Annotated in this window: 17 protein-coding genes; 16 read left to right on the top strand and 1 reads right to left on the bottom strand. The window is 55.4% G+C overall.

Going from position 1 to position 16,940, the window contains the following annotated elements:
* Nucleotide 1 precedes the first annotated feature (1 nt).
* Nucleotides 2–892: an SDR family oxidoreductase gene (locus EYR88_RS09275; protein ID WP_131089353.1), complete on the bottom strand. Its 891-nt coding sequence runs from the start codon at nucleotides 890–892 to the stop codon at nucleotides 2–4.
* A gap of 297 nt (nucleotides 893–1,189) precedes the next feature.
* Between EYR88_RS09275 and EYR88_RS09270 the strand changes: the two genes are divergently transcribed.
* The 16 genes from EYR88_RS09270 (at nucleotide 1,190) to rraA (ending at nucleotide 16,934) form a co-directional block, all read left to right on the top strand.
* Complete coding sequence (locus EYR88_RS09270) at nucleotides 1,190–1,456, top strand: Rho termination factor (RefSeq protein WP_131089352.1); 267 nt, start codon at nucleotides 1,190–1,192, stop codon at nucleotides 1,454–1,456.
* Between the two features lie 35 nt (nucleotides 1,457–1,491).
* Entirely contained in the window at nucleotides 1,492–1,650 is a 159-nt protein-coding gene (locus tag EYR88_RS16015) for a hypothetical protein (protein ID WP_165477307.1), read from the top strand.
* Between the two features lie 103 nt (nucleotides 1,651–1,753).
* Nucleotides 1,754–2,014: a hypothetical protein gene (locus EYR88_RS09265; protein ID WP_131089351.1), complete on the top strand. Its 261-nt coding sequence runs from the start codon at nucleotides 1,754–1,756 to the stop codon at nucleotides 2,012–2,014.
* A 144-nt stretch (nucleotides 2,015–2,158) separates the two neighbouring features.
* Nucleotides 2,159–2,809, top strand: a complete 651-nt coding sequence (locus EYR88_RS09260) for a 4a-hydroxytetrahydrobiopterin dehydratase (protein ID WP_131089350.1) — start codon at nucleotides 2,159–2,161, stop codon at nucleotides 2,807–2,809.
* A 252-nt stretch (nucleotides 2,810–3,061) separates the two neighbouring features.
* Complete coding sequence (locus EYR88_RS09255; protein ID WP_131089349.1) at nucleotides 3,062–4,795, top strand: ABC transporter ATP-binding protein; 1,734 nt, start codon at nucleotides 3,062–3,064, stop codon at nucleotides 4,793–4,795.
* Between the two features lie 57 nt (nucleotides 4,796–4,852).
* On the top strand, nucleotides 4,853–6,880 hold the full coding sequence (locus EYR88_RS09250) for an ABC transporter ATP-binding protein (protein ID WP_242632557.1): 2,028 nt from the start codon (nucleotides 4,853–4,855) through the stop codon (nucleotides 6,878–6,880).
* Nucleotides 6,881–7,034: 154 nt separating this feature from the next.
* On the top strand, nucleotides 7,035–7,955 hold the full coding sequence (locus tag EYR88_RS09245) for a LysR family transcriptional regulator (RefSeq protein WP_131089846.1): 921 nt from the start codon (nucleotides 7,035–7,037) through the stop codon (nucleotides 7,953–7,955).
* Between the two features lie 172 nt (nucleotides 7,956–8,127).
* Nucleotides 8,128–9,183 carry an FUSC family protein gene (locus EYR88_RS09240; protein ID WP_131089347.1) on the top strand — a complete coding sequence of 352 codons (1,056 nt, stop codon included), beginning with the start codon at nucleotides 8,128–8,130 and terminating at the stop codon, nucleotides 9,181–9,183.
* Nucleotides 9,184–9,392: 209 nt separating this feature from the next.
* Nucleotides 9,393–10,157: an aquaporin Z gene (gene aqpZ / locus EYR88_RS09235; RefSeq protein WP_131089346.1), complete on the top strand. Its 765-nt coding sequence runs from the start codon at nucleotides 9,393–9,395 to the stop codon at nucleotides 10,155–10,157.
* 173 nt (nucleotides 10,158–10,330) lie between these two features.
* Nucleotides 10,331–11,101 carry a type II CAAX endopeptidase family protein gene (locus EYR88_RS09230; protein WP_131089345.1) on the top strand — a complete coding sequence of 257 codons (771 nt, stop codon included), beginning with the start codon at nucleotides 10,331–10,333 and terminating at the stop codon, nucleotides 11,099–11,101.
* Between the two features lie 4 nt (nucleotides 11,102–11,105).
* Nucleotides 11,106–12,308 carry an MFS transporter gene (locus tag EYR88_RS09225; RefSeq protein ID WP_131089344.1) on the top strand — a complete coding sequence of 401 codons (1,203 nt, stop codon included), beginning with the start codon at nucleotides 11,106–11,108 and terminating at the stop codon, nucleotides 12,306–12,308.
* A gap of 97 nt (nucleotides 12,309–12,405) precedes the next feature.
* Nucleotides 12,406–13,746 (top strand): MATE family efflux transporter, encoded by a 1,341-nt coding sequence (locus EYR88_RS09220; protein ID WP_131089343.1) that lies wholly within the window; start codon nucleotides 12,406–12,408, stop codon nucleotides 13,744–13,746.
* 135 nt (nucleotides 13,747–13,881) lie between these two features.
* Nucleotides 13,882–14,475, top strand: coding sequence for a DUF308 domain-containing protein (locus tag EYR88_RS09215; protein ID WP_165477306.1), 594 nt, complete (start codon nucleotides 13,882–13,884; stop codon nucleotides 14,473–14,475).
* Between the two features lie 38 nt (nucleotides 14,476–14,513).
* A complete protein-coding gene (locus tag EYR88_RS09210) occupies nucleotides 14,514–14,807 on the top strand; it encodes a hypothetical protein (RefSeq protein ID WP_242632502.1) in 294 nt (97 codons plus the stop codon).
* A gap of 175 nt (nucleotides 14,808–14,982) precedes the next feature.
* Nucleotides 14,983–16,377, top strand: a complete 1,395-nt coding sequence (locus EYR88_RS09205; protein WP_242632555.1) for an amino acid permease — start codon at nucleotides 14,983–14,985, stop codon at nucleotides 16,375–16,377.
* 80 nt (nucleotides 16,378–16,457) lie between these two features.
* Nucleotides 16,458–16,934: a ribonuclease E activity regulator RraA gene (gene rraA / locus EYR88_RS09200; RefSeq protein ID WP_131089340.1), complete on the top strand. Its 477-nt coding sequence runs from the start codon at nucleotides 16,458–16,460 to the stop codon at nucleotides 16,932–16,934.
* Nucleotides 16,935–16,940: the final 6 nt, after the last annotated feature.

Here is a 16,940-nt window from a genome sequence, read left to right as displayed (position 1 = left end):
TCTATGGCTGGTTCTTGCCACCGTTAACATGCACGGTGGAACCCACCATGTAGGAGGCCTCATCACTGGCAAGGAATACATATGCCGGTGAAACTTCCACCGGCTGTCCAGCCCTGCCCAACCAGGTATCGTGCCCAAATTCGGGCAGGGCTTCGATGGGCTGACCATCACTTGGCTGCAGCGGAGTCCAAATTGGACCCGGTGCCACAGCGTTCACCCGCACCCCCTGTTTGGCAGCTTGTGAAGCCAAGGACTTGGTGAAATTACTGATGGCACCCTTGGTGGCCGCGTAATCCATCAAATGATCCGAAGGGTCAAAAGCCTGGATGGAGGTGGTGTTGATAATGGAGCCTCCTTCGCCGATGACCTTCAGCGCGGCACGCGACAGTGCAAACATCGCAAAGATATTCACGTCAAAAGTCGCCTCGACCTGTTCATCACTGAGATCCTGCAGGGACTCAACGCTGATCTGCTTACCGGCGTTATTTACCAAGATATCTAAGCCACCCAAAGCGGTGGCGGCTTCATCTACCAATGAATCCCGGTAGCTTCTGTTCCGTAAGTCTCCGGGCAGATGCTTAACTTCCACCCCAGCGTCTTCTAGTACTTGTGCCACGGTGAGGGCATCAGAGGTTTCAACCGGAAGATAAGCCAGCGCAACGTCGGCACCTTCTCGGGCAAAAGCGATGGCTACCGCTGCCCCAATTCCTGAGTCACCACCGGTGATCAAAGCACGCTTACCTTTTAACCGGTCATGGCCCTTGTAGCTGTGCTCGCCGTGATCTGCCTTGGGCTGCATCTTGCTATCAAGTCCTGGTTCAGGCTGGCGCTGTTCAGGTGGGCTGATGCGTTCTTTACCTGCCCGCTGAGTATCTGCTGCTGGATCTGTCATGAGAAGTCCTCCTTCAGCTGGTGGATGATGCCCGGAGTTTGACCCAAGGCATCTTCGAACAATGCCCAGTCTTGGCTTAATAGGTGCATAGTGACAGCTCCACTGCTGTTTTTGTAGGCAACGGCCAGTATGCGTCCGGTTCAAATTCAGCGTCAGGCACCAAGAAATTCAATGTGTTAGTGCTCAATTCTGAGTCCTGACACAAAACCACGCTTTACCCCTTTCATCTGATCGCTCACTTAGCTAGCGTGGGTCGCGCAGGGAACTTGTTGGTATCGGCAGCATTGGAGGTTCAAGATGGCAGGGAAAGCACAAAGCCCTATCAAAGACGAAGAACTCTATGAAGAACTGCGCGAAGAGGGCAACTCCAAACAGAAGTCAGCACGAATCGCTAATGCCGCAGCTCGCGACGGACGTTCCGCGGTAGGTAAGCGAGGTGGAGAAGCTGGCGACTATGATGACTGGAGCGTTGCCGAACTTCGCAAGCGGGCCGGTGAGATTGGCATCAAGGGTCGTTCCAAAATGGTCAAGAGTGAATTGATCAAAGCTCTACGCAATTCCTAATTCTCGAATCTAGTCAGACAGATCAGGAGATCGTGATGGGTGACCGCAAGAATCCAGAAGAACCAGCACGCACGGCAGAAATTGATGAATCTGTAGAACCCGGCGACGAGCGCGTTGTACGTCGTGGCGAAGTGCAAAGCGACAACGCAGAATCAGCAACCTCAACCGACGATGATCGGTTTGATGCCGGATAGCCACTACGGTTCTGACAAGTAAGCACCGAAAACACCGACCACAGATGCCACTTGTGGCATTGAAATAGATGATCTGCACGCCCCACAGAAATGGAGAAAGATCATGGGATTTTTGGATAAGGTAAAAGATTTGTTCGGCAGTGCTAAAGAAACGTTGAAAGACCCAGACAAGAACTTGGTTGAGAATACCTGGCCAGCCGGGGAGCCAGATGACGAGCATGTCCCTGAGGACGGCGTAGAGCTCACCGAATACTCCGAGACCGACGCAGAACCGGTCACCCCTGATCACGCCGAACCAATCACCGGAGTGGATCCCGAGCTGGACGCTCCAGATGAGGCACAGTACAGACGAGACGAGCGGTAACCCTCTCTGGCGGTAGGGGATAGGTAGTTTCGTACGTAGGTAGCTCCCAGAACATAGCGTTCTGGAATGCCAAGCTGATCCGCCGCTAGTGCAGTGGCGGATCAGCTTTCTAACTTCCAGCTATTTGTCACGGAAAGGATAACCATGAGTGACAACGACATTCTTGATAGGCAACAGGTAAATCAATATCTTGAGGAGCTGCCCGAATGGCGATTAGTTCCCGGAGCTATCGCCGCAGTTTTTCAAACCAAGACTGCAGCTGCAGCCATTGAGCTGTTTGCAGATATTGCCAGCGCAGCGGAGCTAGATAATCATCATCCGGACGTCGACTGGCGATACAACATTCTTTTTGTCACCACAACATCCCATGATGTTGGCTCACAAGTCACCACCCGTGATATCGCCTTGGCGAGCAAAATCTCTGAGCGCGCTGCAGCCTTGGGAGCCTTCGCACGAACCGACCTGATTGGTGTTGTGGAGATCGCGGTAGACACTGCAGACGTGAATGAGATTAGTGCTCAGTGGGCTGCCGGTCTTGGATATAAAGAGAAGGGCGATGGCAGCTTGGCCGACCCTAATCATCGACTGCCAGCCATCTGGTTCCAGGAGACCCAAACGCCGAACGATAACCGTCTGCACCTAGATGTCTGGCGCGCCCATTCCGAGAGCCAGCCGGTGCTTGATGAACTGCAACAAACCGGAGCCAAACTTGATCACGAAAGTGCGCCCAGCTTTGTAGTGGTCACCGATGCTCAGAACAACAGATTCTGCATCTGCACGGAGAAGGACCGGTAACTAACTAGGGTGCCATAAATAGTTAGAGAAGCAAGATCAGGTGCTTGATTAGCGCCTATGATCGGCACCACCAGACCCTGAGATCATGCGGTCTTTTGAGTGACAAGATAGCGATTGACAAAAAACAATCGCAAGGATGATTCTACTTGTCGGTGCACCGGGTTAGACTGGCAATCGCTCTTCAATCATCGCGCCCTTAAACCGAAGTGGCCCCGGTGCCGGAGACCCTGATGTCAGCGAGGATTTTTCCACATGCTTCTCAAGCTCATCTTGAAACACTCCAAGCCTTATACAGGCTGGATTATTGCCGTAATCATTTTGCAGTTGGCGACCACCATGGCCACTCTCTATCTCCCTAGCCTGAACGCCAAAATCATTGACGTAGGCGTGCAGTCCGCAGATATTGACTACATCTGGCGTACCGGCGGACTGATGCTCATTGTTGCTCTCGTTCAGGTAGTCACCGCTGTGGCTGCCGTGTACTTCGGAGCCAAAACCGCCATGAGCGTTGGCCGTGACATTCGACAGTCTGTTTTTGAAAAGGTCTCCACCTTCTCGGCTCAGGACGTCAACAAGTTTGGTGCCGCCACCCTGATCACCCGTGGCACCAACGACGTGCAGCAAATCCAAATGCTGACCTTGATGGCATTAAACTTCATGATCAACGCACCAATCATGTCCATTGGTGGCGTCGTCATGGCTATCCGCGAAGATCCCGGATTGTCATGGCTGGTCTGGGTTTCGGTGCCAATGGTACTGATCGTTGTTGGCCTGCTGGTCATTAAACTGATGCCGCTGTTCCGTGACATGCAGGTACGAATCGATGGGATCAACGGGGTACTGCGCGAGCAGATCACCGGTATCCGTGTTGTTCGCGCCTTTGTCCGTGAAGAGCACGAAACCGAACGGTATGCTGACGCCAACCAGAAGCTGACCAACCTTGGTGTGAAGGTCGGTAACCTGTTTGTGCTGATGTTCCCAGCCATCACCATGATCCTTCACCTTTCCACCGCAGCAGTGCTGTGGTTCGGTGGTCACCGTGTAGATAACGGCCAGGTGGAAGTTGGCGCGCTGACCGCCTTCTTGCAGTACATGCTGCAGATCCTGATGGCCGTCATGATGGGCACCTTCATGGCCATGATGATTCCACGCGCCATGGTTTCAGCTGACCGTATTTCTGAGGTCCTAGATAGCGAGCCATCGATGAAGGACGCGGAAGATCGCGAAGTGGCTCTTCCAGAACCGGGCACCGTTGAATTCAAAAACGTGAGTTTTGGCTACCCGGGTGCAGAAGCCCCGGTGCTGTCCAACGTTTCCTTCACTGCCAAGCCTGGACAGACCACCGCAATTATCGGGTCTACCGGCGCTGGCAAAACTACCTTGTTGAACCTGATTCCTAGGCTCTACGACGCTACCGAAGGTGAGATCCTCATCGGTGGTGCGCCACTGACGGAACTGGGCCGAGAGGCAATTTCGCAGAATATTTCCTCTGTGCCACAGCGCCCGTACCTGTTCTCCGGAACCATTGCCAGCAACCTGCGCTTTGGTGCTCAGGACGCGAGCGATGAGCAGCTCTGGGAAGCCTTGAGAATCGCGCAGTCAGCAGATTTTGTTGCTGAACGTGATGGCCAGTTGGAATCCACCATCGCTCAGGGCGGTACCAACGTCTCTGGCGGTCAGCGTCAGCGACTATGCATTGCCCGTGCCTTGGCTGCCAAGCCAAACACCTACCTCTTTGATGATTCCTTCTCTGCTTTGGACGTGAACACCGACGCCAAGCTTCGCGCGGCCTTGGCTGAACCAACCAAGGAAGCAGCGGTCATCATTGTGGCCCAGCGAGTCTCCACCATTACTGAGGCGGATCAAATCCTCGTCTTGGATCACGGAGAAATTGTGGCCCGAGGAACCCATGAAGAACTCTTGGAATCCTCGGAAACCTACCAAGAAATTGTGACATCCCAGCTGAGCGTGGAGGAGGTGGCCTAAGTGGCGAAAAAACAGAAAAATGTGGAACCAGAGCAACTTGATAGCGAGCTCGCCGCAATTGATGAATTTGAAGTCGCCGCCGGTGCAGACGACTGGAGCGGTGGTGCTCCAGCGCGTAAAGCTGAGCGCTTCTGGCCATCGGCCAAACGCCTGGTAGGACTGATGTCCCCCTATAAGTGGGGCATGGTTCTCGTCTTTGCACTGATCACCGTGTACGTAGTGCTTTCGGTGATTGCCCCTCGCGTTCTGGGTAAAGCCATGGACGTGATCTTTGCTGGTCTGATCGGCAAGAATCTTCCTGCCGGAACTCCTGCCGACGTCATTGTTCAGCAATTGCGTGACTCCGGTCAGGACACCCAAGCTGACATGCTGTCTAAGGTGAATTTTGTCCCCGGTCAGGGCATCGACTTCACTCAGCTCTCGCAGTTCATCCTGATTGTGCTGTCCATGTACTTCGTGGCCTCAGTCTTCTCTTGGGCTTCAGGTTGGTTGCTGAACAAACTGGTCATGCGCGTGGTTTACAACCTGCGTAAGGATGTTGAAGACAAGATCAACCGTCTGCCACTGAACTACTTTGATACCCGCCAGCGCGGAGACATTCTCTCTCGCGTGACCAACGACGTGGACAACATTCAGAACGCATTGCAGCAGGCATTGAGCCAGTTGGTGCAGTCCATCATGACGGTTATTGGCATTGTCATCATGATGTTTGTGGTCTCTTGGCAGATGGCGTTGATCGCGTTGGTGGCGCTGCCACTATCCGGTGTGGCCGCAGGCTTCATTGGTTCCAAGGCACAGAAGCTGTTCACTGCCCAGTGGAAAAACACCGGTGCACTGAACGGCCAGATCGAAGAGTCCTTCTCCGGACATGAGCTTATGAAGGTCTTCGGCCGTGAAGAGGACATGGTTGCACGTTTCACTACCCGCAACGAAGAGCTGTACAAAGCTAGCTTCGGTGCACAGTTTGTCTCAGGCATGATCATGCCAGTGATGAACTTCGTGTCCTACCTGTCCTACGTCGGCATCGCCGTGGTGGGCGGGTTGCGCGTAGCCTCGGGTGCGATGAGCCTTGGTGATGCCACGGCATTCATCCAGTACTCGCGCGAGTTCACCCAGCCACTGGGCCAGATCGCTGGTGTGGCAAATATGCTGCAGTCCGGTGTGGCTTCGGCAGAGCGTACCTTTGAGCTGTTGGATGCCGAGGAACAAGATCCGGAAGACGCGCAGGTAGCACTGCCTGAACGCACCGACGGTCACGTCTCCTTCCAGAACGTCTCCTTCTCCTACGCCCCACAGCAGCCACTGATTGAGGACCTGTCCTTTGACGCTGATCCTGGGCACACCGTGGCCATTGTCGGACCAACCGGTGCCGGCAAGACCACCTTGGTGAACTTGGTGATGCGCTTCTACGAGCTGAACTCCGGGAAGATCTTGGTTGATAACCATGACATCACCCAGCTCTCGCGTGCAGATCTGCGTTCCAAGGTGGGCATGGTGCTTCAGGATGCGTGGCTGTTTGGCGGAAGCATTATGGAGAACATCCGCTACGGACGTCTGGATGCTACCGATGAGGAAGTCATCGAGGCAGCCAAGGCAACGTTCGTTGATCGATTTGTGCGTGCGCTGCCTGATGGCTACGACACCATTATCGATGAAGAAGGTACCAACGTCTCGGCCGGCGAGAAGCAGCTGATCACGATCGCGCGCGCGTTTGTGGCCAATCCATCCTTGCTGATCCTTGATGAGGCAACCAGCTCGGTGGATACGCGTACCGAGTTGCTGGTGCAGCAGGCCATGGCCGCCTTGCGCAGTGACCGCACTAGCTTTGTGATTGCTCACCGCCTGTCAACAATCCGTGACGCCGACACCATTTTGGTGATGGAATCGGGAAAGATTGTAGAGCAGGGCAACCACGAGTATCTGCTGAAAACGCAGGGTGCGTACTACCGGTTGTACCAGTCGCAGTTTGCTGGTCCGGCTGAGGATGTGGATGGAAATCCAGATACCGCCGCCGTTCCTGCAGTAGCTGCTGGTGCTCCGGTGGCTGCTGAGTTGGCGCCGGAAGCAAAGGAAGAAACCGAGTAGGTTTTCTTCGCTTCTAGGACCCCGATATCTGACAGATTTTCTGTCAGATATCGGGGTCCTTTGTTATATCTGACAGTGTCCCGGGCTCGATTGGTATGGCACGCCAGTAGGTCACCAATAGCGTTTCTCATCCCGATGATGATGCAATGTGATCATGATGCTTAGACAGCTGGAATATCTGGTGGCCTTGGCCAATGAAGGGCATTTTGCCCGGGCCGCTGAAGAATGCTCGGTGTCCCAGCCGGCCTTATCCGAGGGGATCCGAAAACTTGAGAAAGAACTCGGTGTCCCATTGGTTAGGAGGAACCACGCGTTCCAGAGCCTGACCCCCGAAGGGCAGACCGTGCTCAAATGGGCGCGAAAACTCTTAAAGGACCGTGAGTCGCTGAAACAGGAAGTTTCTCATCATCTTCATGGTCTGAACGGCACACTGCGCATTGGTGCTGTTCCCGCCGCCTCTTCCACGGTCGCGATGCTCACTGACAAGTTTGCGCGAGCCTATCCCGAGACACGCATCAATGTTCAAGCGAGTCTGCGTTCACAAGAGATTGTCCGACAGATCAGGAACTACGAGCTTGATGCGGGCCTGATCTACGCAGAGCCACAGGATGTGGCCGGGTTGCTGGTGTACCCGCTGTATGCAGAGGAGCATGTGCTGCTCACCGCGACGGGCATGCGTAAGAAAGATGCTGTTGAGTCATGGGCGACAGCATTGGAAATGCCGCTGTGTCTTCTCGATTCTTCTCTTCGCGGACGCCAAGTCTTGGACCAGACCCTCAGCCAGCATTCTTTGGAGGTTTCACCACGAATTGAATGTGATTCGATAGTGACCCTCTTGGCGCATGTGTCGACCGGGCATTGGGCCAGCATTGTCCCTCGCCAATGGCTGCCTCCATTGGGCGCCCTTCCAGGAATCGAGCTAACTCGGCTGGACAATCCGCAAGTCACCTCTCAAATCTCTGTGGTCATGGTCGATGACAAACCGTTAACTTTGATGACGCAGGCGTTAAAGGAGATTATTTTTGACACATTTGAGTTGAGCGATAAGTCAACCACTAGTGATCATAATGAATGATTATTGAATCATTGATTGTGATTGTTGGAATTGATCAAGTCTGATCCTTGATCCTAGAGGCAGACCCGAGCCCCAGAAACGAATCGGGTCATGCAACTAGATGCGGGGACAGTACAGTGGGACAAGTCAGTTCAAACAAGCGGCCAAGTGCCGTGCAGACTAGGTCTACGTGATGCCGGCGGGAAAACCGGCCGACGTTTTTGCGGCCATTCCAAAGGTCAAGTCGAAGATGGCTTCACTCGTGGACTGGCAACTCTTCCTCATCGCGCACAGCCCTGAGATCCGTCCGGCCCTGCGCGTAGGCCTCGGCTTGGGTATCCCAGGCAGTTTGTTGTTGCTGATGGGTCGGGTGGATCTACTTGCCTATGCGGTCTTTGGGTCAATTGTCGGAATGTACGGGCGCGATCCGCATCGTTGGCAACGGCTGAAGAACCAGCTGATTGCCATGGCTTTGATGCTCGGCGCCGGAATCTGCGGGATCGTTGTGGCCCCGATGGCAATACATGGGTGGCGGTTGCTTGCCGGGGCAATGTTTTGGGCTGCCTTCAGCTCGCTGGTCGCCGATCGATTTGGGATCAAACCAGGCGGCGCCTTCTTTCCGCTTTTCGCGTTTGGCGCCTTGGGAACCTTGCCGGTGAAGGACCTGCCCGCTGTGGATGGACTTATGGCGTTTGTGGTCACCGCGCTGTTCAGTGTCTTGCTCGGCCAAGCGACGCGATTCGACCGAGCCGCGCAACGGGTAGTAGCCGTCCACGATATTTATTGGCCAGGCATCCTGCGCAGGGTCAGAACCTACCTGATAGTCATTTTCCTAGCTGGGGCGTTGGGGATTTTCCTCCAGGTTGAGCACCTTCAGTGGACACTGGCTGGAGCGGCCGTTCCTCTGGCCGTCGGCAACGCCCGAGGTCGACTGCAACGAGGAGCCAACCGCATCGCCGGAACCCTAGCCGGCATCGTGGTGTTGATGGGAATTAGCTATCTTCAGCCCAATGAAGTCGCGGCCGGGTGCCTGATTATCGGACTGATGTTCCCGACTGAAGCCTACATGGTGCGTAACTACGGTCTTGCTCTCAGTTTTTTCACCCCGTTGGTCATCTTGATGCTCCAAGCAGCGAATCCGTTGGCAGGATCCCAAATGTTATGGGACTGCGCTATGGGCAATCTCCTTGGCGTTGTGGTCGGTATTCTGGCGGCAGCCATAGTTGAACGTCGGCCTGTAGTCGCATAACTGTCGGTTAGTTCCACCGCTAGTGAGGATTTGTCTTTTGTTACCAGCGTTTGTCACAAGCAACCCCAAAACTGCAGGCAAGCGACCTGACAAGAGAATACTTCGCGAGATGCATCGGAATAATTGGTGAAATCTCTATTCAGGTGTCCTTCGATGGACATAAGCTGACAGTGAACTCGCATTATTCATCGAGGAAAGGGAAAGAACGGATGTCAGACATTGCCGTGCCCACTGTGGGCGCAAAACTCTCGGCAGAATTCTTGGGCACATTTGTGCTGGTCTTCGGTGGCTGTGGTTCGGCCATCTTCGCCGCAAAGGTCATCGCGGATGAATCGGTCAACATGGGGATCGGATTTGTCGGTGTTTCACTGGCCTTCGGTCTAACCGTGCTGGTCATGGCCTACGCGGTCGGCCATATTTCAGGCGGACACTTCAACCCAGCGGTCACCCTCGGAACAGCCTTCGCCGGCCGTACCCCGTGGAAGGACGTTGGACCATACATCGTTACGCAGATTGTTGCCGCTTCGGTAGCAGGTGCCGTGCTGTTCGCGATTGCCTCAGGCAAAGACGGCTTCAGTGCGGTTGAATCAGGATTTGCTTCCAACGGTTATGGCGATCGCTCACCAGATGGCTATTCGCTGGTAGCAGCATTGATTGCTGAAATCGTGCTCACCGCCATTTTCCTATACGTGATTCTGGGTTCCACCGACGAGCGTGCACCAAAGGGCTTCGGTCCAATTGCTATTGGTCTATCTTTGACGTTGATCCACTTGGTTTCCATCCCGGTCACCAATACTTCGGTTAACCCAGCGCGTTCGTTGGGTGTTGCTTGGTTCGCCGGGCCAGAAGCCTTGGGTCAGGTGTGGCTATTTATCCTCGCTCCAATTATTGGTGCGGCCATCGCAGGCGTAACCTACAAGATCCTGTTCCCAGCATTTGTGGACAAGGGTCGCGAAGGTTTCGACCGCAACTAGTTTTGCATTGAGCTAGGGCTACGGCCGTGGCTCGAAGCGACCCCGGGATGAGTGCTGTGCACACAGCACCAGTTCCGGGGTCTGTCATGTCTGCAAGTTCTACGTGAAGCGATTCATAGGCCAGACAGCCTACAGTTTACGAATTCCATAGCTAACGACAGTAGGCTTGTACCATGCAACAGTGGCCCGAACACCCGACTCAGTATGCACCGCTCAGGCCCAAACAACGTGTCTTCAACGCTGGAAAATTCAGCAAGGGCGACCTGTTCACCGTCTTGGCCTACCTGATTTTCTTCATCGGGGGAGCAGCGAGCCTGATCGCCCTGATCCCTGGGTATATGGATGCCTTCGACACCCAAGATCAGGCGTTGTTCGGGATCAACCTGATCCTGTATGTCACGTTCTTTGTGCTGGCCATGATCCAGTGCGGGCCGCAATTTTTCGAGTCCTTCAAGACCATGCGCTACCACTCGTTAGCAAAATGGCTGATGCTGCCCGGTGGCTGGCTGCTGACCATCATGCTCAACGCGCTGGTGGCAGGGCTTACCGGTCAAGCGGTCACCAGCGAAAACCAGGCTGCCCTAGAAAGCATGGCCGGAACCGTCCCATTACCGGTCATGTTGGTTGTCACGGCGTTCTTTGGCCCCTTTGTTGAGGAATACTTCTTCCGTCATCTGCTCATCGGCAAGCTCTCTCGCAAGCTTAATGTCTGGATCACTTTACTGATCTCCACACTCTTGTTTGCCGGAATCCACTTTGTTGGAGCTGGCGTTAGTTCGTGGCTAGAAGTAGTTCCGTACTTCATGCTCGGAATCATGATGGGCCTTGCTTACATCCTCAGCGGTAAGTCGATGGCCTATTCCTACATGTTCCACGTGCTGAATAACACCGTGGCTTTGTTAGTTGTGTATCTGATCTACCCATTACTTCCTGCAGGAGTCTAAAGAAGTGTCTTTTACCGGACATGTTCCACGCACCCCGGCCTATCGTGGCATGCTGCTGGCATTATTTGCTAGTGGTGTTGCCACTTTCTCTCAGCTATACGCGGTGCAGGGACTGCTTCCAGTCATCTCCGACTACTTCCAGATCAGCTCATCTCAAGCTGCCTTGGCCGTCTCTTCGGCCACCCTGGGATTAGCGCTTGCGGTCACCCCGTGGGCCATCATCTCGGATCGAATTGGCCGGCGCAAGGTGATCTGCGCGGCGCTGATCGCGTCGGTTCTACTTGGCTTGCTCAGCACCCAGTCACCTAATTTTGAAACCCTAGTTGCCATTCGATTCTTTGAAGGGCTTGCCCTGGCCGGCGTTCCCGGATCGGCGTTGGCCTTCCTCGTTGATGAGGTTAATCCAAAAGCAGTGGCAGTAGCTAGCGGCACGTACATTTCAGGTACCACCCTGGGCGGGCTGGCCGGACGTCTGGTAGCCAGCTTTATCGGCGAACCCGCAGGATGGCGCTGGGGAATCGCAGCGGTGAGCATTATGGCCGGATTGGCCACTTTGTTCTTCTTGCTCAAAGCCCCGCCGGCCCGAGGTTTTGCCCCAATCCGAGGCCAAAACCTCAAGGGCATCGCCGCGAAGTTTGGGCGGGCACTGCGCGGCAAAATGGCTTTGGTTTACGCCCAAGGCTTCTTGCTGATGGGTGGCTTTGTCGCCGTATACAACTACCTCGCTTTCCGCCTGGAAGCCCCACCGTATCTGATCCCATCCTCGCTGGCAGCTCTCGTATTCTTGGCTTACCTTTCTGGCACCTACACCTCGGTGGCCAGTGGCAAAGTGGTGGCCAAAATAGGACGGCGTAATACCCTTCGCCTGAGCATCCTGCTCAGCGCGCTCGGCCTAGCCTTGACCCTGGCCGGAAACCTCATCGTGATTGTTGTCGGCCTGTTGATCTTCACCGCCGGATTTTTTGCAGCGCACGCGGTGGCCAGCGGCTGGGTTCCTGTCTTGGCTGCGGACGCTCGGGCCCAAGCATCCAGCCTGTACAACCTGTTCTACTACGTTGGTTCATCGGTGCTCGGATGGCTCATCGGTATTCCGTTCATGCACTTGGGCTGGGGCAGCGTTGTCCTCAGCGTCATCACGCTGCAGGCGCTGGCCATGCTTCTGGCGTCCTTCTTATCCAAGCGGGATCCATCCTTGGGTAAGGCCTAGTTTTTCAGCGATCCCCAGCGGACGAGCACTACCAAGAATTGTCTTGCCAGCTGGGCATGAATGGTGAAAGCTAGCGGTGCTTCGTAGAGTGGAGTCTGTGAGCTCATCAACCCCCATCGATTCCCCGAAGAACATCTCGCGGCAGATCCTTGCCCTAGCAGTGCCCGCCCTCGGTGCGCTCATTGCTGAGCCACTGTTCTTGATGGCGGACTCTGCCATCGTTGGCCACCTTGGAGTGAACGAGTTGGCCGGCGCAGCCCTGGGCACCACGGTGTTGCAGACCGCTGTGGGACTGATGATCTTCTTGGCTTATGCCACCACTCCGGCGGTGGCACGTGCCATCGGTGCCGGACGACCAGCCCAAGCCATGGCTGCCGGACGTGACGGCATGTGGTTTGCGGTTGTCATTGGTGTGCTGCTTTCGGTCCTCGGGTACTTCGGCGCCCGACCGCTGGTTCTGCTGATGGGTTCAGATGGGGTGACTGCCGACTTTGCGGTGGACTACATCCACTACTCGTTGCCGGGGTTGACCGCCATGCTGTTGGTGCTCGCTGCCACCGGTGTATTGCGCGGAATGCAAGACACCAAAACGCCACTCGTGGTTGCCACCGTGGGCTTTGGTCTGAATATCGTGTTGAACTTCGCCTTGGTTTATGGCGCCCACATGTCGGTGGCCGGTGCGGGCTTAGGTACTTCAATTGCCCAGTGGTTGATGGCGGCCGTCTACCTGTGGATGTTGCTACCGCGGATCCGTGAACAAGGGATCTCGCTGGCGCCGAGCTGGGCAGGATTTATCTCCACCGGTCAAGTTGGATCCTGGCTAATGCTGCGTAATCTGACCATGCGTGCGGCCCTGCTGCTCACGGTTCTTGTAGCGACGTCTTCGGGGACGCAGACCTTGGCCGCACACCAATTGGTCTTTACCATCTTCAGTTTCCTCGCCTTTGCCCTTGATGCTTTGGCGATTGCTGCTCAGGCGATGATTGGCCAAGAACTAGGCCGCGGTGATGCACAGCGCGTCCGCAAACTCACCGGCATCATGAGTCGTTGGGGAATCTACTTTGGAGCGGCCACCGGCATTCTGCTGCTAGCCACCTCATGGATCTTCCCGATGATCTTCACTCCTGATGAGCAGATCCGTCAGCTAACTACGGTGGGATTGTGGGCTCTGGCCTTGTCGCAGCCGTTGTGCGGGCTGGTGTTTGTACTTGATGGGGTACTGATCGGCGCTGGCGATGCCCGCTACTTGGGGTTGGCTTCCGTGGTGAACCTGGTGGTGTACCTTCCGATGCTGTGGGCTGTGCTGGCTTTGGCGCCCGAACCAACATGGGCAATTTGGTGGATCTGGGTGGCCTTTGCCCTAGGGTTCATGGCCTCACGCGGGGTGACCCTCGCGGTGCGCGCCCGCGGAACGGCCTGGATGCGCTTGGGCGTGTAGCGGAGGTAATTCGCAGCTTTGAAGATGCGAAAACTGAAACTGTTGATGTCCCTCGGCGAGAAGCATCATCACCCTAGGATGTGAGGAACCCCGGTCCAGCTGGCAGTTAGTTCTATGAACGGTAGAATAGAAATTGTGCCTGCACCAACAACCACCCCAGTTCAAGCCCAAGAAGTATTCCGCCCAGTCCTTATGCGCGGTGTCACTGCCGTTATCTACGCTCTGCTCTCCATCTTCTGGATCGGAGCGGACCAGAATGCTCTGGCCTATGTAACTGCAGCGTTCTTCGTGGTCACCGCCGCATTGATGTGGCAATACGTAGCGGTGGAAAGCGCGCCTGCAAAGTCGCGTAGCCCTTACGTTCTGGGTGCTGGGTTGATGATGTTGGCAGGTATCGCGACTATCTTTGTTGATTCGGTCGCCTGGATCAGCTACATTGCTGCATTCGCTTTCCTAGTCTCCGGTATTGCCGAGCTTTATGTCTTTACGAAGCTGCGCGAGCAGTTCCCGCCGTTTAGAAACCAGCTGGTATCCGGTGCAGTAGGCGTGATCTTGGCCATTGCACTGAGCCTGTCCGGGGGCATGGACGCCCATGCGCTCTTCGGCCTGATTGGTGGCGGCACCATTATTCTGGCGGTCTTCGAGCTGATTGCTGGCTTTGGGCATCGCCACGAAATGAAGGCAGCAACCGCGAACGCAAGCGATACACCAGAGCCGGAAAGCAACTAGTCTTAAGGCCTGCACGAAAAGTAGAAACGGAGTTCTTGGTGGGAAACGACAAGAAGAAGCAGCCGTGGAGCCAGTCAATCAAGGGTCCACTGAGCTTTTCGCTGGTCATGGCGCTCATCGCAGGAGTTGTCGGCCTGGTTAGCTCCACCGGCGGATCACAAAATCCTTTGCGCTTTGATATCGGCCTAGCATGCTTCGGCATCGCCTTTATCGCTTGCCTGCTGGTCATCTCGGTGATGACCATGGCCGGCAAGGAGAATGATCCAGATTTGGGCAAGGGAACCGGCGTGAACCGATCTTCCTCGAACCCGGACAAGAAGTTTGAAGACTGATAATAAAGCTTAACCACGCATCACGCGCTGGGACTGTCCACCATAGATAGTCTCAGCGCGTTCTCGTTTGCCGTAACACGTTCAAGGATTCCCCGTGAGTAGCACCAGCACCACCGAGCCATCAGGCAGCACCCCTCTGGGCAAGCAGTTGCGCCGACGCAAATCCATCAAGGCGATGAGCAACGACGCAGCCAACAACGCAGGGCTCGGGCAGCTTAAGCGCTCACTGGGCGTCTTGCAGCTGGTGATGATCTCCGTTGGTGCAACCCTCGGAACCGGCATCTTGGTGATCCTTGGATCTGCCGTTCCAGTGGCTGGTCCGGCGATCTGGATTGCCTTTGTGCTTGCCGGCATCACGGCGCTTCTTTCGGCAGTGTCCTATGCCGAGATGGCTGGCATGGTTCCGGTTTCCGGATCTAGCTACTCGTACTCCTATGCCACCTTGGGTGAAGGTGTGGCATGGATCTGCGGTTGGTGCTTGGTCTTGGAGTACGCAGTTTCAGCGGCCGCCGTTGCCGTGGGCGCTGGCGCGTATGTCAACCAGACCCTGCAAATCTTTGGCCTGTCCTTGCCTGATTCTTTGGCAGGCGGCCCGGGCGAAGGCGGGGTTATCAACCTCTCCGCGCTGATCGTGGTGGTTCTTGCAACCCTGTTGCTGGTACGTGGAGCGCGTGAATCTGCGCTAGCAAACACCGTGATGGTGTTGGCGAAAATCGCCATCCTGATCTTCTTTGTCATTGTTGCTTTTACCGCTTTTGATGCGGGAAACTTTGCTCCGTTGTTACCGATGGGCGCTGCCGGAGTCACCGGTGCAGCCTCCATGGTGTTCTTCTCTTACATCGGTTTTGATGCTGCCTCCACCGCGGGCGAGGAAGCAAAAAGCCCGCAGCGTGATCTGCCCCGGGCCATCATGATCGCCATGGTGCTGGTGACCGCGATCTATGTACTGGTAGCCGTTGCCGCTATTGGTGCCCGCCAGTGGGACTGGTTCGCTACTTCTGAAGCGGCGCTGGTTCAGATCGTTTCGGAGATCACAGGACAGAAGTGGCTGGTGCTGGCCTTTGCGTTAGCTTCGGTCATCGCGATTATCTCGGTAGTGCTCACCACCCTGTACGGACAGACGCGTATCTTGCTCTCCATGGGGCGCGATGGGCTGGTGCCAAAGTTCTTCGCCAAGGTTTCACCCAAGACCCACACACCGGTAGTTGGTACCTGGGTTACTGGATTGGTGGTGGCAATTGCCGCCGCACTGATCCCCTTGGGTCAGCTGGCCGAAGCAACCAGCATCGGTACGCTCTTTGCCTTTGCGCTGGTTGGTGTCTCGGTGATGTACCTGCGTAAAACTCAGCCAGATACCCCACGTACTTTCCGTGTTCCGCTCTACCCAGTCACCCCCATTCTGGGCATCGCAGCCTGCCTGTTCTTGATGTTCAACTTGGCCGGAATTACCTGGGTTGTCTTTGGGATTTGGATGCTTGTGGGCATCGGGATCTACGTTGGTTACGGCCGACGCCATTCACGCCTAGGCGCACTGAACGCTAAGGCCTACCAAGCAGAACTGGATCTGTAACAACTAACTTGTACTGGCTGGTACGTGGGGCACCGATATGCTGTGTTGTGGAACACCTTCGCAGATTCTAAGGAGCCCGAATGCAGCAGGAACCGATTAGCACTGCAGACCTCTATGACCAGCATGGTGAGGCTTTACAGTCCGTTAGTGTGCAATTCCAAGACTTCGGCGGACGCCTATCGTTTAACGGTCCAGCGCGCACAGTGAAGTGCTTTGAAGACAACGGGCTGATCAAGGAGCTCTTGAGCTTCCCCGGTGAGGGTGCAGTCCTGGTCGTTGATGGTGGGGGATCCCTGCGCTTTGCACTGATGGGCGACATGATTGCCGCCAGTGCGGAGCTTAATGGCTGGGCTGGCGTCATTATCCACGGCGCGGTGCGCGACCGCGCAGCGCTGGCGGAGCTTGAGCTGGGCATCAAGGCGCTTGGTAGCAACCCACGCAAGACGGTCAAACGTTCACATGGTGCGGTAGATGAAGTGATCACCATTGGGGACGTGAAGGTGCGTCCAGGTGCGATGGTCCACGCAGACATCGACGGGATCCTTGTTGAGCATTAACCTCAG

The organism is Arthrobacter sp. S41, from assembly GCF_004320535.1.
GTDB lineage: Bacteria > Actinomycetota > Actinomycetes > Actinomycetales > Micrococcaceae > Glutamicibacter.
The sequence above is the reverse complement of the archived record's forward strand: the minus strand, read 5'-3'. Positions and strand labels throughout refer to the sequence as shown.